Origin of the sequence: Micromonospora sp. NPDC005206 (genome assembly GCF_040608175.1) — a bacterium.
In the GTDB taxonomy this organism is placed as follows: Bacteria; Actinomycetota; Actinomycetes; order Mycobacteriales; family Micromonosporaceae; genus Micromonospora.
This window is the reverse complement of record NZ_JBEXHU010000015.1, coordinates 135,570-156,417: the sequence shown is the minus strand read 5'-3', so window position 1 is coordinate 156,417 and position 20,848 is coordinate 135,570. Positions and strand designations below refer to the sequence as shown.

20 protein-coding genes are annotated in these 20,848 nt (G+C 73.1%); 9 read left to right on the top strand and 11 right to left on the bottom strand.

The genetic code is table 11. The features are described 5' to 3' along the window. Positions 1 to 36: 36 nt before the first annotated feature. Positions 37 to 1,329, bottom strand: coding sequence for an acetyl-CoA C-acetyltransferase (locus ABZU69_RS23560; RefSeq protein WP_354966494.1), 1,293 nt, complete (start codon positions 1,327 to 1,329; stop codon positions 37 to 39). 55 nt (positions 1,330 to 1,384) lie between these two features. On the opposite strand from ABZU69_RS23560, the gene ABZU69_RS23555 reads away from it, so the two are divergent. From ABZU69_RS23555 to ABZU69_RS23545, 3 genes are all read left to right on the top strand, one after another. Continuing rightward, positions 1,385 to 2,749, top strand: coding sequence for a 3-oxoacyl-ACP reductase (locus tag ABZU69_RS23555; RefSeq protein ID WP_354966493.1), 1,365 nt, complete (start codon positions 1,385 to 1,387; stop codon positions 2,747 to 2,749). Between the two features lie 140 nt (positions 2,750 to 2,889). Then, positions 2,890 to 3,714, top strand: a complete 825-nt coding sequence (locus ABZU69_RS23550) for a MaoC/PaaZ C-terminal domain-containing protein (RefSeq protein WP_354966575.1) — start codon at positions 2,890 to 2,892, stop codon at positions 3,712 to 3,714. Between the two features lie 229 nt (positions 3,715 to 3,943). Beyond that, positions 3,944 to 4,564: a DedA family protein gene (locus ABZU69_RS23545; protein WP_354966492.1), complete on the top strand. Its 621-nt coding sequence runs from the start codon at positions 3,944 to 3,946 to the stop codon at positions 4,562 to 4,564. Between the two features lie 25 nt (positions 4,565 to 4,589). Here the strand turns inward: ABZU69_RS23545 and ABZU69_RS23540 are convergent, their stop codons facing one another. Together ABZU69_RS23540 and ABZU69_RS23535 are read right to left on the bottom strand one after the other, a co-directional pair. Then, the gene (locus ABZU69_RS23540; RefSeq protein WP_354966491.1) at positions 4,590 to 5,231 is read right to left on the bottom strand and encodes a response regulator transcription factor; all 642 of its coding nucleotides are present in this window, start codon (positions 5,229 to 5,231) and stop codon (positions 4,590 to 4,592) included. Further along, on the bottom strand, positions 5,228 to 6,373 hold the full coding sequence (locus ABZU69_RS23535; protein WP_354966490.1) for a histidine kinase: 1,146 nt from the start codon (positions 6,371 to 6,373) through the stop codon (positions 5,228 to 5,230). Before ABZU69_RS23535 ends, ABZU69_RS23540 begins: the two co-directional genes overlap by 4 nt. Before the next feature lie 167 nt (positions 6,374 to 6,540). Here ABZU69_RS23535 and ABZU69_RS23530 point away from each other — a divergent pair, with 167 nt between their 5' ends. Further along, positions 6,541 to 7,188 carry a DedA family protein gene (locus ABZU69_RS23530; RefSeq protein WP_354966574.1) on the top strand — a complete coding sequence of 216 codons (648 nt, stop codon included), beginning with the start codon at positions 6,541 to 6,543 and terminating at the stop codon, positions 7,186 to 7,188. A gap of 11 nt (positions 7,189 to 7,199) precedes the next feature. Here ABZU69_RS23530 and ABZU69_RS23525 read toward each other — a convergent pair whose 3' ends face one another. After that, entirely contained in the window at positions 7,200 to 7,838 is a 639-nt protein-coding gene (locus ABZU69_RS23525) for a TetR/AcrR family transcriptional regulator (RefSeq protein ID WP_354966489.1), read from the bottom strand. Between the two features lie 69 nt (positions 7,839 to 7,907). Between ABZU69_RS23525 and ABZU69_RS23520 the strand changes: the two genes are divergently transcribed. From ABZU69_RS23520 to ABZU69_RS23510, 3 genes are all read left to right on the top strand, one after another. Beyond that, positions 7,908 to 8,360: an SCP2 sterol-binding domain-containing protein gene (locus ABZU69_RS23520; RefSeq protein ID WP_354966488.1), complete on the top strand. Its 453-nt coding sequence runs from the start codon at positions 7,908 to 7,910 to the stop codon at positions 8,358 to 8,360. Between the two features lies 1 nt (position 8,361). Next, positions 8,362 to 9,576: an acyl-CoA dehydrogenase family protein gene (locus ABZU69_RS23515; protein WP_354966487.1), complete on the top strand. Its 1,215-nt coding sequence runs from the start codon at positions 8,362 to 8,364 to the stop codon at positions 9,574 to 9,576. A 108-nt stretch (positions 9,577 to 9,684) separates the two neighbouring features. Then, a complete protein-coding gene (locus tag ABZU69_RS23510) occupies positions 9,685 to 11,247 on the top strand; it encodes an AMP-binding protein (protein ID WP_354966486.1) in 1,563 nt (520 codons plus the stop codon). A gap of 6 nt (positions 11,248 to 11,253) precedes the next feature. Here ABZU69_RS23510 and ABZU69_RS23505 read toward each other — a convergent pair whose 3' ends face one another. From ABZU69_RS23505 to ABZU69_RS23485, 5 genes are all read right to left on the bottom strand, one after another. Continuing rightward, positions 11,254 to 12,078 (bottom strand): hypothetical protein, encoded by an 825-nt coding sequence (locus tag ABZU69_RS23505; protein ID WP_354966485.1) that lies wholly within the window; start codon positions 12,076 to 12,078, stop codon positions 11,254 to 11,256. Between the two features lie 13 nt (positions 12,079 to 12,091). Continuing rightward, positions 12,092 to 12,613 carry a SigE family RNA polymerase sigma factor gene (locus ABZU69_RS23500; RefSeq protein WP_354966573.1) on the bottom strand — a complete coding sequence of 174 codons (522 nt, stop codon included), beginning with the start codon at positions 12,611 to 12,613 and terminating at the stop codon, positions 12,092 to 12,094. Between the two features lie 60 nt (positions 12,614 to 12,673). Further along, complete coding sequence (gene purD, locus ABZU69_RS23495) at positions 12,674 to 13,924, bottom strand: phosphoribosylamine--glycine ligase (protein WP_354966484.1); 1,251 nt, start codon at positions 13,922 to 13,924, stop codon at positions 12,674 to 12,676. An 85-nt stretch (positions 13,925 to 14,009) separates the two neighbouring features. Next, positions 14,010 to 14,291 (bottom strand): DUF559 domain-containing protein, encoded by a 282-nt coding sequence (locus ABZU69_RS23490; RefSeq protein ID WP_354966483.1) that lies wholly within the window; start codon positions 14,289 to 14,291, stop codon positions 14,010 to 14,012. An 834-nt stretch (positions 14,292 to 15,125) separates the two neighbouring features. Next, entirely contained in the window at positions 15,126 to 16,415 is a 1,290-nt protein-coding gene (locus tag ABZU69_RS23485) for an adenylosuccinate synthase (protein WP_354966482.1), read from the bottom strand. A 124-nt stretch (positions 16,416 to 16,539) separates the two neighbouring features. Here ABZU69_RS23485 and ABZU69_RS23480 point away from each other — a divergent pair, with 124 nt between their 5' ends. Beyond that, positions 16,540 to 17,616, top strand: a complete 1,077-nt coding sequence (locus ABZU69_RS23480; RefSeq protein ID WP_354966481.1) for a hypothetical protein — start codon at positions 16,540 to 16,542, stop codon at positions 17,614 to 17,616. A 340-nt stretch (positions 17,617 to 17,956) separates the two neighbouring features. On the opposite strand, the gene ABZU69_RS23475 is transcribed toward ABZU69_RS23480, so the two are convergent. Further along, positions 17,957 to 18,433 (bottom strand): hypothetical protein, encoded by a 477-nt coding sequence (locus ABZU69_RS23475; protein WP_354966480.1) that lies wholly within the window; start codon positions 18,431 to 18,433, stop codon positions 17,957 to 17,959. A 208-nt stretch (positions 18,434 to 18,641) separates the two neighbouring features. On the opposite strand from ABZU69_RS23475, the gene ABZU69_RS23470 reads away from it, so the two are divergent. Further along, positions 18,642 to 20,249, top strand: a complete 1,608-nt coding sequence (locus ABZU69_RS23470; protein ID WP_354966479.1) for a chromosome partitioning protein — start codon at positions 18,642 to 18,644, stop codon at positions 20,247 to 20,249. Between the two features lie 51 nt (positions 20,250 to 20,300). Here the strand turns inward: ABZU69_RS23470 and ABZU69_RS23465 are convergent, their stop codons facing one another. Beyond that, positions 20,301 to 20,729 carry a DUF3151 domain-containing protein gene (locus ABZU69_RS23465; RefSeq protein ID WP_354966478.1) on the bottom strand — a complete coding sequence of 143 codons (429 nt, stop codon included), beginning with the start codon at positions 20,727 to 20,729 and terminating at the stop codon, positions 20,301 to 20,303. Positions 20,730 to 20,848: the final 119 nt, after the last annotated feature.

Sequence of the window (20,848 nt, the reverse complement as noted above, 5' to 3'; positions counted from 1 at the left end):
GCCGGCCAGCACCCGGACCGGGCCGAGGATGCCCGCTCAGCGTTCGAGGATGGCCGTCACGCCCTGACCTCCGGCGGCACAGATTGAGATCAGCCCGCGTCCGCTGCCCTTCTCGGCCAGCAGCTTGGCGAGGGTCGCCACGATCCGCCCGCCGGTGGCGGCGAACGGGTGCCCGGCGGCCAGGGAGGAGCCGTTGACGTTCACCCGGTCCCGGTCGATGGCGCCGAGCGGGGCGTCCAGGCCGAGCCGGTCCTTGCAGAACTCCGGCGACTCCCAGGCGGCGAGGGTGGCCAGCACCTGCGAGGCGAACGCCTCGTGGATCTCGTAGTAGTCGAAGTCCTGGAGCGTCAGCCCGGCCCGGGCCAGCATCCGGGGCACCGCGTACGCGGGGGCCATCAGCAGCCCCTCGTCACCGTGCACGAAGTCCACCGCCGCCGCCTCCGACCAGCTGAACCAGGCCAGCACCGGCAGGTTGTGCGCCTTCGCCCAGTCCTCGCTGGCCAGCAGCACCGTGGACGCGCCGTCGGTGAGCGGCGACGAGTTGCCGGCGGTCATGGTGGCCTGCTCGGCGTCCGGGCCACGGGTGCCGAAGACCGGCTTGAGCGTGCCCAGCTTGTCCAGGCTGGTGTCGGGGCGGAGGTTCTGGTCGCGGGTGAGGCCCAAGTACGGCGTCATCAGGTCGTCGAAGAAACCCCGGTCGTACGCGGCGGCCAGCCGCTGGTGCGAGCGCAGCGCCAGCTCGTCCTGGGAGCGCCGGTCGATCTGCCAGCCCAGCGCGGTGCGGGCGGCGTGGTCTCCCATGGACAGCCCGGTACGCGGCTCGGCGTTGCGCGGGATCTCCGGCTTGAACGGCTGGAGCGGGCGCAGCTTCGCGGCGATCTTGAGCCGTTCGCCCAGGGTGCGGGCGGAGTTGAGCTTGAGCAGGGTCCGGCGCATCTCCTCGTTGACCGCCAGGGGCGCGTCGGAGGTGGTGTCGACGCCACCGGCGATGCCCACGTCCAGCTGCCCGAGGGCGATCTTGTTGGCGACCAGGATGGCCGCCTCCAGGCCGGTGCCGCAGGCCTGCTGGATGTCGTACGCCGGGGTGTGCGGATCGAGCCGGGACCCGAGCACGACCTCCCGGGTCAGGTTGAAGTCACGGGAGTGCTTGAGCACCGCCCCGGCCACCACCTCGCCGACCCGCTGCCCGGCCAGCCCGTACCGGGCGATCAAACCGTCCAGCGCCGCGCCGAGCAGGTCCGCGTTGGACGCTTCCGCGTAGCGGGAGTTGGAACGGGCGAAGGGGATTCGGTTGCCCCCGATGACCGCGACCCGCCGGATGCTCTGCACGATCCGCCTCCTCGACATGTGTTGCTCGAACCCTACTCGCCAGTAGGCTACGCCCATGACCGACAGGTACGCGAGCTTCGTCCAATCGGCCGCCGGTCGCACGCTGGTCAAGCGCCTGGGGCTGCCCGACCCGCCGCGACTGCGCCGACACCACCCCGGCGACCCGCTGCTGCCCGGGCCGGCGCTGCTCGGCGCGGCCACCGGCGGCCGGCTCGCCGAGCCGGTCGCCAGGATCCTGACCACCGCCGGGGTCGAGCTGGCCGACCCGGCCGCCGCGACCCACACCGACACCCCGCAGCGGTACGGCGCACTGCTCTTCGACGCGACCGGAATCACCGACTCGACCGACCTGCGCCAGCTCTACGACTTCTTCCACCCGCAGGCCCGGGCCGTGCTGCCCAGCGGTCGGGTGATCGTGCTGGGCACCCCGCCGCGGGAGTGCCCGACGCCCCGTGCGGCGACCGCCCAGCGGGCCCTGGAGGGGCTGGTCCGCAGCATCGGCAAGGAGTTCGGCCGGGGCGTCACCGCCCAACTGGTGTACGTCACGAAGAACGCCGACGCGGCCACCCAGGTCAGTCTGGAGTCCACGCTCCGATTTCTTCTGTCCGGCCGGTCCGCGTACGTCTCGGGGCAGGTGATCAGGGTCGGCACCGGCACCGCGAGCGCGCCGGCCGACTGGGACCGCCCGCTGGACGGGCAGGTCGTGCTGGTCACCGGCGCCGCCCGGGGTATCGGTGCCGCGCTGGCCCGGGTGCTGGCCCGCGACGGCGCCCAAGTGGTGGCGCTGGACATTCCCGCCGCCGGGGACGCCCTCGCGGCGGTGGCGAACGACATCGGCGGCACCGCCGTCCAGCTCGACCTGACCGCGCCGGACGCGCCGACCCGGCTCGCCGACCACCTGGCCAGCCGGCACGGCCGGGTCGACGTGGTGGTGCACAACGCCGGCATCACCCGCGACAAGACGCTCGGCCGGATGGACGCCGACCGGTGGGACCAGGTGATCGACGTCAACCTCTCCAGCCAGGAGCGGATCAACGACGTGCTGCTGGAGCGGAAGCTCATCCCCGCCGGCGGGCGGATCGTGTCGGTCTCCTCGATCGCCGGGATCGCCGGCAACCGGGGGCAGACCAACTACGCCACCAGCAAGGCCGGCGTGATCGGTCTGGTCGACTCGCTCTCCCCGGCCCTGCACGACCGGGGGATCAGCGTCAACGCGGTGGCCCCCGGCTTCATCGAGACCCGGCTGACCGCGCGCATCCCGCTGGTGGTCCGCGAGGCGGGTCGGCGGATGAACAGCCTGGCCCAGGGCGGGCTGCCGGTCGACGTGGCCGAGACGATCGGCTGGCTCGCCTGGCCGGCCAGCGGCGCGGTCAGCGGCAACGTGGTCCGGGTCTGCGGCCAGAGCCTGCTGGGGGCGTGATGGGCGCGCGGAGGAAGCCGGACGACGACGTCTCCCTGCACGAGCTGATCGACGGCCCGACGGAGGCGCTGTCGGCGGAGACGCTGGCCGCGGCAGGCTTGCCGGAGTCGGGCGGCCGTACCCGGGTCGAACTGCCCCGGATGCCGGAAGCCGGGGCGCTCTACCGGCGGGCGTTGCTCGGCGCGCTGCCCGGCCTCGGCGGCGGGCGGCGCGGGCCCGGCCTGCCGGCGGTCGAGTTGGCCGCGAGCGGGGTCACCGTCGACCGGGCGCACCTGGCCGACTACGACCGGGTCTGCGGGTTTCGGCTCACCGACCGGCTGCCCGCGACGTTCCCGCACGTCATGGGCTTCCCGCTGGCCCTGCGGCTGATGACCGCGCCGGAGTTCCCCATTCCGCTGACCGGCGTGGTGCACGTGGGCAACCGGATCACCGTGCGCCGCCCGATCACCGCCGACGAGACCCTCGACTTCACGACGTACGCCCAGGACCTGCGCCCGCACGACCGGGGGCGGCAGGTGGACGTGGTGCTGGTCGGCTCGGTCGACGGGGAGGAGGTCTGGCGCGGCGTGTCGACGTACCTCGGTCGGGAGCGCAAGCCCGGAGGCGGTGAGCGGCGCCACCAGAGCGGACGCCCCGAGGCGCCGGTCGCCACGGCCCGCTGGCGGGTGGAGCCCCGCGTCGGCACGCGGTACGCGCGCGTCTCCGGGGACCACAACCCGATCCACACCTCCCTGCTCGGGGCGCGGCTGTTCGGCTTCCGCCGACCGATCGCGCACGGCATGTGGAGCAAGGCGCGCTGCCTGGCCGCACTGGAGAACCGGTTGCCGGACGCCTACACCGTCGAGGTCGCCTTCAAGTTGCCTGTACCGCTACCGAGCACGGCGAGCTTCGCCCTGCTACCGGACGGCGGGTTCGCCCTGCACGACTCGCGCGGTCGACCACATCTGGCGGGTCTCGTGAGCTGACGCCCCCGCCGAGTCGGATTCGGGCTTGGCAGGACCCGACCCTGCCGCTGGCCGACCCCCGCAGCCGGTGGTACTGACCTCGGACGGTCCCACCGCTGGCGACAAGACCCCGCACGTCCCACTGCTCGCCCCACCGGCTCTGGCCCGCTCGGTCTGACGCTCGTGGCCACACTCGGGTGATCCGGCGACTCGGCCACCCCGCCGGGTCGCACCCGGCGAGCATGAAGGCATGGATTCCGCGCTCGACCTGCTCCGACAGCTGGTCACCTCACCCTGGGTGTACCTGCTGATCTTCGGGCTCACCGCGGTCGACGCGTTCTTCCCCGCGGTGCCGGGCGAGGCGGCGGTGATCACCGCAGCAGTGCTCGCCGCCAACGGCGGCCACCCCAACCTGGCCCTGGTGATCATCAGCGCCGCCCTCGGTGCGCTCGTGGGTGACCACATCTCGTATGCCGTCGGGCGGGGCGGCGGCGCGCACCGGCTCGCCCGGTTTCCCGCCGGCAGCCGCCGGCAGGCAAGCACCAAGTGGGCCCGACGCGCGGTGGACCGGCGCGGCGGGGTGATCCTGACCACCTCCCGGTACGTGCCGGGTGGCCGGACGGCGGTCACCCTGACCATGGGCGCGGTGCGGTATCCCCGCCGGACGTTCCTGCTCTACGACACGATCGCGGCGATCACCTGGGCGCTGTACTGCGGTCTGCTCGGCTACTTCGGTGGACTGGTCTTCGAGCGCCACCCCATCAAGGGAATCCTCGCCGGGATCGGCCTCTCGGTGGCGATCACGTTCCTGCTGGAGTTGATCCGCTGGCTACGCCGCCGGGCGCGTCGCCACCCCACCCCCCGCCAGTGACCGGGCCGGGGTGGGCTGCCACCGCTCACAGCAGGTCCGCGTCGTGCACCAGGATCGCCAGCTGCACCCGGTTGTCCGCCTGGAGCTTCGCCAGCGCCCGACTGACGTGCGCCTTCACAGTGGCCTCGCTCATCGTGAGCCGCCGGGCGATCTCCGCGTTGCCGCGCCCGCGCGCCACCTCCCGGACGATGTCCAGCTCGCGGTCGGTGAGCCGGGTGAGCCGCTGGCGGGCCGCGTCCCGACGGGCGGGACCACGCTCGGCGAACGAGCTGATCAGTCGCCGGGTCACCGTCGGGGCGAGCATCGCGTTCCCGGCCGCCACCGTGCGGACGGCTGCGGCCAGCTCCCGGGGAGGGGTGTCCTTGAGCAGGAAGCCCACCGCTCCGGCCCGCAACGCCCGGTGCACGTACTCGTCGAGGTCGAAGGTGGTCAACATGACTACCTTGGGGCCGGCGGCGACCACCTCGGGCGCGGCGGTCAGCCCGTCGATGCCCGGCATCCGCACGTCGAGCAGCATCACGTCGGGGCGTAACCGGTGGGCCTGCTCCAGCGCGCCGGCACCGTCCGCCGCCTCGCCCACCACCACGATGTCCGGCGCCGCCTCCAGAATGAGCCGCAGCCCGGTGCGGACCAGTTGCTCGTCGTCGACCACCACCACCCGGATCACGCCGCACCCGCCACCGGGAGCAGGGCACGGACCAGGAACCCACCTTCCACGGGCGCCGCCTCCAGGCGGCCGCCGAGCAGCTCCACCCTCTCGCGCAGCCCGAGCAACCCGTGGCTGGCACCGGGCAGGGCCCGCCCGCCCGTGGACGGGCCGTTGCGGACCGCCACCTCCAACCCGCCCGGCAGGTAGCGCAGGCAGACCGTCGTCTCGGCGTCGGCGGCGTGCTTGCGCACGTTGGTCAGCGCCTCCCGCACCACCCGGTACGCGGTGCGTCCCACAGTTGCCGGCAGCGTCGTCGCCACGCCCTCGTCCCGCCGGGACACCCGCAGCCCGGCGGCGCGGGACTCCCCGATCAGTTCGTCCAGCGCGTCGAGTGCCAGCTCGGGCACCGGGGTGGCCTGTCGCAGCACGCCCAGCACCTCGCGCAGGTCGGTGAGCGCCTGCCGACCCGTCTCGCGGATCAGCGCGGCGGCCTCGACGGTCTCGGGGTGGGTGGCGGTCACCTCCAGCGCCCCGGCGTGCACCACCATCAGCGACACCCGGTGCGCCACCACGTCGTGCATCTCCCGGGCGATCCGGGTCCGCTCCTCGGCGCGGACCCGGTCGGCGCGGGCCTCCTGTTCGCGTTCAAGCCGCTCGGTTCGGTCTCGCAGGGCGGCGAGCGTGTCCCGACGGGCCCGCACCCAGAGGCCGACGACCAGGGGAAGCCCCACCAGGCAGGCGGTCAGCAGCAGCACGTTGCCGAAGGTGGCGGTGGTGAGTCGACGCACACCGCCCACTGCCAGCCCGACCAGCACGCCACCGGTCAGCACCAGGGCGACCCCGACGAGGTACCTGGTGAGCCGGCGGCCACGCAGCCGCAGGCCCGCCTGGTACGAGGCGACCACTCCGGGTGCCGCGGCGGCGAGCACCAGCCAGCTGACCGCGGCGGCCAGGAACAGTGGCCAACGGCGGGTCCGAACCAGGCCGACCGCCCAACCCGAAGCCAGCGCCACAAGCAGTGCGACGACCCCCGGCAACGGCGAGCGGACCCCGATCGCGCCGGTCGCGCTGGCCCATACGGCGGCGGCGACCACGACGGCGAGCAGCAGCGGGGCGTACCGGTCGACGACCCACCGCAGGACGACGGCTTGGGAAACCACGCAGCGAGCGTAGGGCTCCACTGCCGGATCGTGCCGTCCGCGCCCGACAGACCCGGGTGCGGTGGGGGAAGACCCCTACCCGCCGTCCGGGCCGGACGCTACCTAAGTCGTGTCGCTCGGCTGACCACTGGCCGATGGCGGCGGCCGCCGCCGGCACCAGCATCGGGATCATGGACCTGCTCGACCTGCTGCACCAGACAATGTCCTCGCCGTGGGTGTACCTGGCGATCTTCGCGATCGCGGTGCTCGACGGCTTCTTCCCGGTGGTGCCGAGCGAGACCGCAGTGATCACCGCCGGGGTGTTCGCGGCATCCGGCGCGCCATACCTGCCCGCGGTGATCCTGGTTGCCGCCGCCGGGGCTCTCGTCGGCGACCACGTCTCGTACGCCATCGGTCGGCGCGGTGGCGGCCGGCTGATCGACCGGGTGCCGTCCGACGGACGGCGCCGGGCCGCCATCGAGTGGGCCCGTCGGGGGATCGCCAACCGGGGCGGCCTGATCCTCACCGTGGCCCGCTACGTGCCGGGCGGTCGAACCGCGGTCACCCTCACCATGGGAGCCGTCCACTACCCCCGTCGACGCTTCCTGGCCTTCGACGCGCTGGCCGCCGGCTCGTGGGGGCTCTACTCGGCGCTGGTCGGCTACCTCGGCGGGATGGCCTTCGAGCAGGACCCGGTGCGCGGCCTGCTGCTCGGTCTGGGTCTCGCCCTGACGGTGACCCTGGTCGTCGAGGTGGTCCGCTGGCTCCGCAACCGTCGCCGATCCGCGGGACCGGCTCAGACGGCCGAGCCGGTGGGTCGGACACCGGTGCGGTGATGTCCGGGCGGTCAGTCGGCCGGCGGACGCCAGGTGACGCCGTGCAGGAGTTGGCCGGCGCCGAGCCAGGCCACGTTCATCATCCGGGTGGCGGTCTTCTCCGGGTCGGCCTCCGGGTGGTCGGCGAGCCAGTCGGCCAGCGACTCGGTCGCTCCCACCAGGGCGTACGCGACGACCTCCAGGTCGACGGCGGTGACCTCGCGGCCCTCGGCGCGCAGCGCGTGGTCCAGCATCCCGGCGACCACCTCGACCAGCCGGGCCCGCATGGTGGTGAGCTCGCCGGCGAACGGCTGCTCGCCCCGGGCCTGCCGGTAGAGCACGGCCCAGCCGTCGCGGTACGCGCCGACGAAGCCGAAGAACGCCCGCAACCCTCGCCAGAGCCGTTCGTCGGCCGGCAGGTCGGGCGCGGCGGCGCCGGCGATGGCCTGCATCATCCGGGTGCCCTCCCGGTGCAGGCAGGCGACGAAGAGCTCCTCCTTCGTGCCGAGATACGCGTAGACCATCGGCTTGGAGATGCCGGCGTCCTCCGCGATCTCGTCCATGCTGGCGGCGTGGAAGCCACGCCGGGAGAAGACCTTCACGGCCGCGTCGAGCATCTGCTGCTCACGGACGGCCCGTGGCAGGCGCTTGAAGGCGGGAGCGGTGGACACCTTGCGAGCATACCTACTCGTGCGTAGGGTTACGCGCGAGTAGCCAAATCTTCCCGGAAGGCGCGTCTCATGACTGACTTCGACCCGGCCACCTTCGCCAACGTGGGCCCCAAGGAATTCGCCCAGCTGGTCAAGTCCACCCCGGACGACAAGATCGCCCAGGTGATGTCCGGTGATCTGCGCGGCAAGGTCCTGGGCGAGGTGTTCGACCGGATGCCGTCGCTGTTCCGCGCGGACCGGGCCGGCTCCACCAACGCGGTCATCCACTGGGTCATCACCGGTCGCCCGGACGGCGGCAGCGACACCTACGAGGTGGTCATCGCGGACGGCAAGTGCGACGTGAACGAGACCCCGCAGCACGACCCGAAGCTGAGCCTGACCATGGGCCCGGTGGAGTTCCTGAAGATCGTCTCCGGTGGCGCCAACCCGGTGATGATGTTCATGACCGGCAAGTTGAAGGCGAAGGGCGACCTCGGTCTGGCCGCCAACATCGCCAACCTGTTCGACATCCCCAAGGCCTGAGATGGCCGAGTTCTCGCTCGACCTGACCGAGGAACAGCGGGATCTGCGCGACTGGGTGCACGGCTTCGCCGCCGAGGTCGTGCGCCCGGCCGCCGCCGAGTGGGACGCGCGGGAGGACACCCCGTGGCCGGTGATCCAGGAAGCCGCCAAGGTCGGCCTCTACGGCTTCGAGTTCCTCGCCACCTGCTGGGCCGACCCGACGGGGCTCTCCCTGCCCATCGCCAGCGAGGAACTCTTCTGGGGTGACGCCGGCATCGGGCTGAGCATCTTCGGCACCGCGCTCGCCGTCGCCGCCATCTACGGCGCGGGCACCCCCGACCAGATGGTCGAGTGGGTGCCACAGTGCTTCGGCGACGTCGACTCGCCGGCCGTCGCCGCGTTCTGCACCAGCGAGCCGGAGGCCGGCTCCGACGTCGGCGCGATGCGCACCCGGGCGGTCTACGACGAGGCCACCGACGAGTGGGTGCTGACCGGGCAGAAGGCGTACGCCACCAACGGCGGGATCGCCGGGGTGCACGTGGTCACCGCCTCGGTCGACCCCACGCTCGGCTCCCGGGGCCAAGCGGCGTTCGTCGTACCGCCGGGCACCCCCGGCCTGGCCGCCACCCGCAAGCTGCGCAAGCTGGGGCTGCGCGCGTCGCACACCGCCGACGTCTTCCTCGACGACGTACGCGTGCCCGGGCGCTGCCTGCTCGGCGGCCGGGACGCCCTGCTGGAACGCCTGGACCGGGCCCGCTCCGGGCAGCGGGCCAGCGGGCAGGCCGCGATGCGCACCTTCGAGCTGTCCCGACCCACCGTCGGCGCGCAGGCGCTCGGCGTGGCCCGGGCCGCCTACGAGTACGCCCTGGAGTACGCCAAGGAGCGGGTCCAGTTCGGACGGCCGATCATCGAGAACCAGGCGGTCGCGTTCGCGCTGGCCGACATGCGGATGGAGATCGACGCGGCTCGGCTGCTGGTCTGGCGGGCCTCCTGGATGGGCCGCAACAACCGCCCGTTCACCGCCGGCGAGGGGTCGATGTCCAAGCTCAAGGCCGGCGAGGTCGCGGTGTCGGTCACCGAGAAGGCGGTGCAGTTGCTCGGCGGAGCCGGCTTCCTGCGCGACCACCCGGTGGAGCGCTGGTACCGGGACGCGAAGATCTACACCATCTTCGAGGGCACCTCCGAGATCCAGCGGTTGGTGATCTCCCGGGCGATCTCCGGAATGCAGATCCGCTGATCACAGCGGTTGGGCAGCCCGGCGGATCCGGTGCATGATCGACAGCAGAGTCCGAGGATGGGCCCCTCCGGGGGCCCATCCGTGCACCACTGAAGGAGGCCCAAGGGCATGGACCTGCCGTTCGTCGTCGCCACGCTGACCCGACGCGGCCTGCTCACCCCCGGCCGACCCATCCGCGTCGCCGCACAGCTCAACGCCCTGCGCACCTGGGGCTGGAGCCTCGCCGGTGAGCTGCGCCAAGCCGCCGCCCGGGACCCCGGCCGCCCGGCGGTGCTCGACGAGCACGGCACCCAGCTGACCTATCAGGAGCTGCTCGACCGGGCCGAGCGGCTGGCCCGCGCGCTGCGCGCCGCGCTCGGCGTACAGGCCGGCGACCGGATCGGTCTGCTCTGCCGCAACCACCACGGCCTCATCGAGACGATCGTGGCCGCGACCCTGCTCGGCGTGGACTCGGTCCTGGTCAACACCGGCCTGTCCGCCGCGCAACTGGCCACCGTCGCCGAGGAGCAACGACTGCGGGTGCTGGTGCACGACGACGAGTTCGCCGAGCTGGTCCTCGGGCTCCCGGCCGAGCTGCACCGGGTCGACGAGCGCGCCCACGCGGAGCTGATCGCCGGGGCACTGCCGGGCGAGCTGCGCCCACCGGAGCGGGACGGCCGGATCATCGTGCTGACCTCCGGCACCACCGGCTCGCCCAAGGGCGCCCGCCGGCCCACCCCGAACGGCTTCGGCCCGCTGGTGTCCATCATCGACCGGATCCCGCTGCACACCCGGGACACGGTCATGATCGCCGCACCGATCTTCCACACCTGGGGGTACGCGGCGCTCCAAGTGTCCTTCGCGCTGCGGGCCACCATCGTGCTGCACCGCCGCTTCGACCCGGCCGCCACGCTGGCAACGCTCGCCGCGCACGGGTGTGACGCCCTCTTCGCCGTACCGGTGATGCTCCAACGGCTGCTGGAGGTGCCGCCACCGGACCCGCGGCCCGCGCTGAAGGTGGTCGCGGTCAGCGGCTCGGCGCTGCCCGGCGGGCTCGCCCCGGCGTTCATGGATGCCTACGGCGACGTGCTCTACAACCTGTACGGATCGACCGAGGTCTCCTGGGCCTCCATCGCCGGTCCGGTCGACCTGCGGGAGGCACCCACCACCGCCGGCCGACCCCCGCACGGCACCCGGTTGGAGATCCTCGACGACAACGGCGAGCCGGTGCCCGGCGGCCGGGTCGGCCGGATCCTCGTCGGCAACGAGATGCTGTTCGAGGGGTACACGTCAGGCGCGACCCGGGAGACCCACGACGGCCTGCTCGACACGGGCGACCTCGGCCGGGTCAACGCTGACGGCCTGCTCTTCGTCGACGGCCGCGCGGACGACATGATCGTCTCCGGTGGTGAGAACGTCTTCCCGTCCGAGGTGGAGGACCTGCTCGCCCGGCTTCCGCAGGTTCGTGAGGCCGCGGTGATCGGAGTGCCCGACCCGGAGTACGGCCAGCGGCTCGCCGCGTTCCTCGCCCTGCACCCCGGCGAGACGCTCGACCCCGAGGCGGTCCGCGAGTATGTCCGGCACTACCTGGCCCGCTTCTCCGTACCCCGTGACGTGATCTTCGTGAAGTACCTGCCGCGCAACGCCACCGGCAAGGTGGTCAGCCGCGAACTGCGCCGCTACTACGGCTGAGCCCGGTCAGGGATAGAGCGTCAGGCCGGGCGTGGTGGCGATGGCCGTCAACTGCTCCATGCTGATCAACCGCGGCGGGGCGGGATCCAGCGAGCGGGGACCGTCGGGATTCTTGTCGAGGTTCTCTACCATGGTCAGGAAGTTGCTGGTGCTCACCAACACGTGGGTGCCGTCGGTTCGCCACACCTGCGCCGAACGCTGGTCCACCCCCTTGTGCATCGGATTCAGCGCTGTGCTGGTAGTGAGAAGGCTGCCATCCGCAAGACGGGTGCTCGTGCAGCTGCTGCCATCCGTCACGGCATCGCATCCCCGCGGCTCGTCGACACCCGCCGGGCCCAGCGTCACGGACAGATCCTCGACCTGCTCTCCCCTCCTGACTTCCGGGCTGGTCCCGTAGGACGGCGTGCTCGGGGAGTAGCGGAACTGGACCAGGTCACAGGTGGGCTGCCGATTGGTGATTGTCAGCCCGGCCGGCAGGTGCTCCTCCAGGGCCCGTCGCAGCACGCCGGTCAGCCGGGCCACGCCCTCGTCGGGTGGCTCGGTCGGGCGGGCGCGCACCGTGTCGTACGTCTGAAGTGGCGGTTCGGGCCGATTGGACGGCCGTTTCCATTCCGCACAGAGCGACGGGCCGGCGGACGGTGAGCCGCCCGGCAGCTTCAGAGTGTCCGGAACCGGCCCGACCACCAGTGCCGATGTCAGCGCGAGCGCGACAACCGCCGTCCCCGTACCCGCCATCGCCCAAGCACGGTGGCGGCGGTGCTGCCGGTCGTCGGCGATCAGCCGGTCGACGTCGATTCCGGTGGGCGGCGACGACGCCACCGCCGCGCGCATCTGGTCGGAGAGTTCATCCATCGGTGCCTGCCTCCTCGGCTCGCGCCGACGCACCGACGAGGCGCCCCCGCAGCGCCTCGATCGCCCGCGCCGACTGGCTCTTGACGGTGCCCGGGGTACAGCCCAGTTCGCGCGCGGTCTCCTCGACGGACAGGTCGCAGAAGTAGCGCAGCACGAGGACCGCGCGCCGGCGTGGTGGCAGCTCGGCCAGCAGGGCGAGGATGGTCAGCCGGTCCGCCGTGCCCTCGGTGCCGCCGCCCGTCGCCGGACGGTCCGGCACCTCCGCCCAGGCGGCCTCCCGCCGCCAGGGCCGGCGCCGCTCGTCCAACCAGACCCGCAGGAGGGTACGGCGGACGTATGCGTCCGGACTGTCCATCCCGGACACACGGCGCCAGTGCCGGAGCAGCTTCACCAGCGTCGCCGACACGAGGTCGTCGGCCGTGTGCCAGTCACCGCAGAGCAGGTACGCGGTGCGGCGCAGCGGCTCCAGCCGCGCACCCACGTGCTCGCGGTAACCCTCGATGTCGGCCGGCAATCCAGCCACCTCCTCGCCTCACGGTTCAAACGGAGGCGGGACGGGCGAGGGTTGCCCGAATCAGCCGGGAATTCTGATCCGGCCGTCGATTGCAGCGGCGGCGATGTCGGTGCGGTGCTGCGAGCCGGCCAATTCCACCCCGTCCACCAGGGCGTACGCGGCAGCCCGTGCGGCGGCCAGGTCGGTGCCGGTGGCCGTACCGCAGAGCACCCGGCCACCGGCGGAGACCAGGGCCCCGTCGTCGGCTCGGCGGGCGGTGCCGGCGTGGATGATGCCCGGCCGGTCCGCGCCGGTGATCACGTCGCCGGTACGCGGCGCGGCCGGATAGCCCTCGGCCGCGAGCACTACGGTGACCGCGGCGCCGGACCGCCAGCGCAGCGGCGGGTGCCCGGCCAGCGTGCCGGTGGCCGCCGCGTGCAGCAGCCCGCCCAACGGCGTCTCCAGCAGCGCCAGCACCACCTGGGTCTCCGGATCGCCGAACCGGGCGTTGAACTCGATCACCCGGGGGCCCGCAGCGGTCATCGCGAGCCCGACGTAGAGCAGGCCGCCGAACGGGGTGCCGCGGCGGCGCAACTCGCCCAGGGTGGGGTGGACCACGTCGCGCATGACCTCGTCGACCAGGCCGGGCGAGGCCCAGGGCAGCGGCGCATACGCGCCCATGCCTCCAGTGTTCGGGCCGGTGTCGCCGTCGCCGATCCGCTTGAAGTCCTGCGCGGGCAGCAGCGGCAGCGCCGCCTCGCCGTCGGTCACCACGAAGAGGCTGACCTCCGGCCCGTCGAGGAACTCCTCGACCACGACCCGGCCACACTCGCGGGCGTGCGCCAGCGCGACGGACCGGTCGTCGGTGACCACCACGCCCTTACCGGCGGCGAGCCCGTCGTCCTTCACCACGTACGGCGCGCCGAACTCGTCCAGCGCCCGTCCGGTGCTCTCGTCATCCGTGCAGGTGTAGGCCCGCGCGGTCGGGACACCGGCGGCGGTCATCACGTCCTTGGCGAACGTCTTGGAACCCTCCAGCCGGGCAGCCTCGGCCGACGGCCCGAACACGGCGATGCCCTTGGCGCGTACCGCGTCGGCGACCCCGGCGACCAGCGGCGCCTCCGGCCCGATCACCACGAGGTCCGCCGCGGTCTCCACGGCCAGCGCGGCCACCGCGGCCGGGTCGGTCGGAGTCACCGCCCGCAGCTCGGCCACGCTGGCGATCCCCGGATTGCCCGGCGCCGCGATCAGCGCGGTAACGGCCGAATCGTTGGCCAACCCGAGCGCGAGCGCATGCTCCCGCCCCCCACCACCCACCAGAAGAACCCGCACGACCCAGGATCCTACTGTCCCCCACCCCCACCCCCGTTGATCATGGGGTTGGCGGGCCCATTGGCGATCCACTGAGCCGCCAACCTCATGATCGACGAGAGCGGGCGGCGGCGAGGGCTTGGCGGACTGTCCAGGGGATGTAGTCCGGCTGGAGGGTGTCCGACCAGGTGAAGCGGAGGACGGTCCAACCGGCGTTGACCAGGCGGTTCTGACGGCGGCGGTCGGCGAAGGCCGCCTGCGGCGAGGCGTGCGCGTCCCGGCCGTCGGCCTCTGCGATCACCCGCGGGGCGCGCCAGCCGAGGTCGCCGATTCCGAGCAGATAGCCGTCGACGTCGCGGATCTCTAGCTGCAACGCGTCGGGCGGCACTGCCGTCGACGCAGCGGAGTCGGGTACGGGTCTCCAGCGGCGACTGCGCCCGCCCGTCCGCCTCTGCCAGACAGACCCGCGCCGCGACCGCACCCCGCCGGCCGCAAATCAGGCTCGGGATCATCGCCAGTTGCGCTGAGGTGAGCCGGCCCTGGTTCAGTGCTGAGTCGAGGACGGAGACCGCTGGGTAACGATCGACTTGGAGAATGACGTCGGAGACGTTCTGGAGCGGGGAGGTGGCACGGACACCCGCGACCACGGTGATGTCGCCGGGACCGACGGTCAACTGGTGCACGACGAGCCACGGCGCCAAAGCGCGCTGGGATCGTGGCCGGTCAATCGCAACCGAGACGTGAACCTGCGAAGCCCGGCGAAGCCCCGCGATGCCGTACAGCTCCAGTGCGGTGTCGAAGACAGCGAAGGCACCTGGGCCAAGGCTTGTCACTGCTGCCCGAACCCGCGCCCGGTGCAATGCCGCGTCACTCAACTCGGCGGTCGGCACGAAACAGCTCCGGACGAGGCGTTGCCACCTGCCGGATCGGCAAAGCTGTCGGACCTGGTCCCGGGTCAGGCCGGCGCGTAACGCTTGCGCCAGGGTGACCATCCCATCCTGCTCGGCCGCGACGTCGCGAAGAAGCTGGTGTGGTCCCACCGCCCCACTCTGCCCACGCACCCCACCCCACCAAAGCCCCTGTGGATAACCCCCACAACCCTGTGGAGAACCAGTTCCCACACAGTTGACCAAGAGGTTCGCGTCAGTTTGGAGCCGGATCCTGACGCAAACCTCTTGATCAGCGGGGTGAGAGGCCGGGGGGCCGGGGGCCCGGGGTGGGGTTAGGGGAGGAGGGGGTGGAGGAGGACGTTTTCGTCGCGGCCGGGGCCTACGCCTACGACGCTGACTCTGGTGTTGCAGAGTTCCTCTACGCGGGCGATGTAGCGGCGGGCGTTCTCCGGCAGTTCGTCAGCCGTGCGGGCCTTGGTGATGTCTTCCCACCAGCCGTCGAGCTCCTCGTACACGGGCGTGGCGTGGTGGAAGTCCGTCTGGCTCATCGGCATGTCGTCGACCCGGACGCCGTTGATCTCGTAGCCGACGCAGATCGGCACCTTGGGCAGCCCGGTGAGCACGTCCAGCTTGGTGATGACCAGGTCGGTGACGCCGTTGAGGCGGCAGGCGTACCGGGCGACCACCGCGTCGAACCACCCGCACCGGCGTTCCCGCCCGGTGGTCGTGCCGTACTCCGCGCCGATCTTGCGGAGGTGCTCGCCGCTGGCGTCGAACAGTTCGGTCGGGAACGGGCCCGCGCCGACCCGGGTGGTGTACGCCTTGCTCACCGCGATCACCTTGCTGATCGCGGTCGGCGGGATGCCGGCACCCACGCAGGCGCCACCGGCCGTCGGGTTGGATGACGTCACGAAGGGGTACGTGCCGTGGTCCATGTCGAGCATGGTGGCCTGGGCGCCCTCGAGCAGCACCGTCTCGTGCCGGTCCAGCGCGTCCCAGAGCATCGCCCGGGTTTCGGCGATGTACGGCTTGAGCCGCTCCGCGTATCCCAGGTACTCCTCGACGGTCGCCTCGAGGTCGATCGCCTTGCGGTTGTAGACCTTGAAGAGGATCTGGTTCTTCTCGCGCAGCGCGAGTTCCAGCTTCTTGCGCAGGATGCCCGGGTCGAGCAGGTCCTGGAGCCGGATGCCGATCCGGGCCACCTTGTCGCCGTACGCCGGGCCGATGCCCCGGCCGGTGGTGCCGATCCGGGACGAGCCGAGGTACCGCTCGATCACCCGGTCCAGCGCCCGGTGGTGCGGCATGATCAGGTGCGCGTCGCCGGAGATCCGCAACCGGGACACGTCCACGCCCCGCTCGGCCAGCCCGTCGATCTCGGTGAGCAGCACCTTCGGGTCGACCACCACGCCGTTGCCGATGACGATCATCGCGCTCGGCGAGAGCGCGCCGGAGGGCATCAGGTGCAGTGCGTACTTCTGGCCGTCCGGGGTGATCACCGTGTGGCCCGCGTTGTTGCCACCGGAGTAGCGCACGACGTAGTCGACCCGCTCACCCAGCAGGTCGGTAACCTTGCCCTTGCCCTCGTCGCCCCACTGAGCGCCGAGGAGCACGATCGCTGGCATCTTTTCCGCCTCCAGAAGGCTCGGGTGCCAGGTGGCGACCGGTTGGCGAGCCCGGGGTGTCAGGTTAACAAGTAGTGACGGCGCGGCCGGCAGGGGTCGCGGCGAGAGGCAGGAGGCTCCTTCGGTGTACGACGTGGTGCTGCTCACCCTCGGTTCGGAGCGGGACGCTTCCGGGGGGTGCGGCAGCGGCGGGACCTGCTGCGGCGGTGCGACCGGAGCCGACACCGACCCGGTAACCGGCGGTGACACGACCGGCGGTGACACGACCGGCGGTGACACGACGGGTGACGGCGGTGGGGCGCGGGGCGATGCGGACGGGTGCGCCACCGAGCGGCCCCGGGTGCCGGTGCTGGCCTGCGCCGACGCCCTGACCGCCCGGGGCGCCCGGGTGCAGACGGTCACCGCGCGTTCGGACGCCGAGATCGACGAGGCGCTGTCCCGTCTCGACGGTCCGCCGCGCCCGGACGGCCTCACCTGGCCGGACCCGGACGGCAAGACCCGGCTGGTCGTCGCCACGGCCAGCGACGGGCAGTTGCGCGCAGTGCTGCGCCGGCTGGTCCGGCGGTACGCGCCAGCGCCGAGCCGCCGCCCGGCGGACCTGCCCGCTGATCGAACCCTGCCCGACCTGCCCCCGGTTGCCGTACTCCCGCTCGACCCGGCGCGCGGCGGCACCCACCGGGACCTGGCCGCGCAGCTCGGGCTGCCCCGCGACCCCGCTGCGGTGGCCGCCGCGGTGCTGGACGGCACGCCGCGCCGGCTGGATCTGCTGCGAAACGACGGCGGCTCGGTGACCCTGGACGGCGCCCTGTTCGGCGCCGCCGACGACGCCGGCCGGCCGCTGCACTGGCGGGCCCGGGTCGAGGTGGACGACACCGTCCTCACCGACGGTGACGAACTGTTGCTGGCCTGTGCGATCGGTAACGCCGGTGGGTACGCGATGGTCGACGACGTGACGCTGCTGGCCGCGCCGGACCCGGCCGACGGCCAGGTCGAGGTCGCGGTGGCCGTGCCGGTGGTCGGCCGCTCGGCGCTGGGCAGGAAGCGGGTACGCCTGGAGGTGCGGCGTGCTCGCGGGCGGGCGGTGTCGGTGCTGCCCCGGGAGGGAAAGGTGCCCTACCTCGACGACGGTGTCGAAGGCGAGCTGACCCGGAAGCGGTCCTGGTGGATCGAACCGGGCGCCTGGGCGATCTGGGCGATCTGACCCCGGCTGCGCCGACCGACCCTCGTCGGCCGGTGGGCCTATCCTCGCAGGAGGACTGGGGAGGAACCGTAATGGACGAGAACGCCGACCGGGCGCAGCTGCCCGGCCAGCAGCCGGTGCCGGAGCGGGACATCGAACCACTCTGGCCACCGGATCCGGCCGACCCGGGAGCGGATGCCGCGGCACCGCCATGGGCGTCGATCTCCGAGCAGCGAGGTGGCCCGCCGTCGGCCGCACCGCCGTCGACCGTGCCGCCACCTGTGGCCGCGCCGCCGATGGGCCGTCCTCCGGTACCCGGGCAGCCCGGGGCAGCGGCGCGGACTCCACCGTCACCGTCCGACTATCCGTCGCTCACGGGTGCCGTGCCGGCGCCCGGCGGCTGGGGCGTCACCGGCCCCTCCGGCGGCGCGTCGGGCTGGGCCCCGGCCCGGCCGAGTTGGCCACCGCCGGCCGACCCACCGACCCCCGACGCTCCCGGCGGGACGGCTGACGACGCCCGACCGACGCCGTCGACCACCGGTGCCGCGCCCAGCACCCCGGCGACCGGCCCAGCCCCATCGACCGGCCCTACCCCGGCTACCAGCCCGGCCCCGGCTACCAGCCCTGCCCCGGCGACCGGCGCGGTGGTCGGGGCCGCCGGTTCGGCGACCGGCTCGACCAGGCCCGCGAGCAGCAGCACCGACACACCCGGCGGCAACGGTGGCCCGGCCAGCGCCGCGACACCGAGCACCGCGCTGACGGCCACGAACAGCCCGCCCGGGCCGGCAGGCAACGCGTCCGCGGCAGCCAGCTCCACGCCCGAGGCGGCCAGCGCCACGCCGCAGGCACCCGGCCCCGCGCCACAGGCAGCCAGCCTCGCGCCGCAGGCGGCCGGTCCCACGTTCGAGGCAGCCAGCGCCACTCCGCAGGCAGCCGGTCCCGCGCCGCAGGCAGCCACTCTGCCCGGGTCGGAGCCTTCCGCGTCGGGAACGGCACCGGGGCGGGCCGACAATCCGGGTCCGGTCGCCGTCCCGGCCCCGCCGATCGTGCCGGGTGGCGTCGACCTGGACCTGCCGTTCTCCCTGGACCGCCCGGCGGCGTCCGCCGCGCCCGCCGCCGGCCCGGATCCGGTCGCACCGGCAGCACACGAAGTCGCGACCGCGGACCCCACCACGGCTGGGCCGGCGGCGAGCCGGGCCGGCACCGGTGAGGACGGATCTGCCGGAACGGCACGGCCGGCGACCGAGTCGCCCTGGGCGTATCCGCCGCAGCGGCCGGCCGGCGCGACCGGGACGGCCCACGACGAGGCGGCCGCCGGAACGCCGCCGGTCCCCGCGCCTCCCGTCCCACCGCCACCGCACCCGGCCGCCCCGAACGCCGGGCCCGGCCAGACGCACCCCGGCCAGACGTATCCCGGCCAGGCGTATCCCGGCCAGGCGTACCCGCCGGCGATCCCCGGTCAGGCCGGCCCGGCACCGATCCCGCCCCCGCCCGGCCCGACGCAGTTCGCCGAGCCGCCGCACGGCAGCCCGGCGCCGCAGCAGGCTGGCCCGGTGGCCCCGCCTCCGGGGCCGTTCCCGCCGTCGCCGGGCTGGTATCCGCCACCCTGGCAGCAGAGCGCCCCCGGAGCACCCCCAGCGCAGCCGCAGTCGTATCAGGAGGCCGCGGGGGTGACCCGGGTGCCGGCCACCGGCTATCCGGACGCCACCTGGGAGCCGGAGACCACCGCGGCGCCGACCGCGGAGGACTTCGCCCGGCGCCGACAGGTACGGCCGGCCGATCCGGTGGCCACGATGGGCGTCCGCGCGGTGGTCAACAAGATGGGGCTGCTCCGGCTGGCTCCCGGGCGGCACGAGCAGGAGCTCAAGCGGGACATCGAGATGGTGCGCCGCAACTTCGGCGGGCTGCGGCAGGTGACCGTGGTCAATCCCAAGGGCGGCGCCGGAAAGACCGTGGCCATCCTGCTGCTCGCGATGACGTTCGGCCAGAAGCGCGGCGGCTACGTGCTGGCCTGGGACAACAACGAGACCCAGGGCACTCTCGGGATGCGGGCCCAACAGGACTTCCACTCCCGCACGGTGCGCGACATGCTGCGCGACCTCGGGCAGTTCCAGGGCGCCCACGGGCGGGTCGGCGATCTGTCGCAGTACGTCCGCTCGCAGGGCGAGGGGATGTTCGACGTGCTCGCCTCGGACGAGTCGGCCACCGGCGGCGAGATGCTCACCGCGGCCGCGTTCGCCGAGATCCGCGAGGTGGTCAGCCGGTTCTACAAGCTGATCTTCGTGGACACCGGGAACAACGTCCGGGCGCAGAACTGGCAGGCCTCGATGGACGCCACCGACCAACTGGTCGTCACCATGTCCGCCCGTAACGACTCGGCGGAGACGGCCGCCCGGATGCTCGACCACCTCGAGCAGAGCGGCCGGCAACGGCTGGTCCGGCAGGCGGTGACGGTGGTGTCGATGCCACCGTCCCGCAAGGAGATCGACCTACCGGCCATCCAGGAGCACTTCGCGGCCCGGACCAGGGCGGTGCTGCTGGCGCCGTACGAGCGGCTCATCGACAGCGGCGAGCCGATCCGGTACGGGGGGCTCTCCTCGGCCACCCGGGACGCCTGGCTCAAGATCGCCGCCGCGGTCGCCGAGGGTCTGTAGCCCGCCGTCGGCCGGCCCGGACGTGTGCCGGACCGGCCGTCGGGTCGGGTGTCAGTTGCTGGCCAGCGCGTCCGCCGCCGCCGGGTCACAGTCGCGGAGGAACTGGGCGCAGCGGGCCGCCTCGTCGGCCTCGCCGATCTCGTCGGCGGCCCGGGAGAGCACGTACAGGCAGCGGAGGAAGCCCTGGTTCGGCTCGTGCGACCACGGCACCGGGCCGTGGCCCTTCCAGCCGCTGCGGCGCAGCTGGTCCAGGCCCCGGTGGTAGCCGGTGCGCGCGTAGGCGTACGCCGTCACCACCTGGCCCTGCGCGAACGACCGGGCCGCGAGCTCGGCCCAGGCGGCGCTGTAGGTCGGGAATCGGGCCGCCACCTCGGCGTACGCCTGGTCGCTGGCTGCCTGTTCGGCGGCGGCCAGGGCTGCGTCGGCCTCGTGGTTCGCGGGTAGGAGGGTGGCCGGTGGCTCTGGCAACAGGTTCTGCATCGTCCCATTCAACCCGCTGGACAGGGCGACACGCGAGCGGGTCGGCCGACGTGCTCCGCTGAACGGCTGAGGAGTTGGTCACGCCTGCGGCCTATGCCGCCGCCAGGTGTTTTCCACTA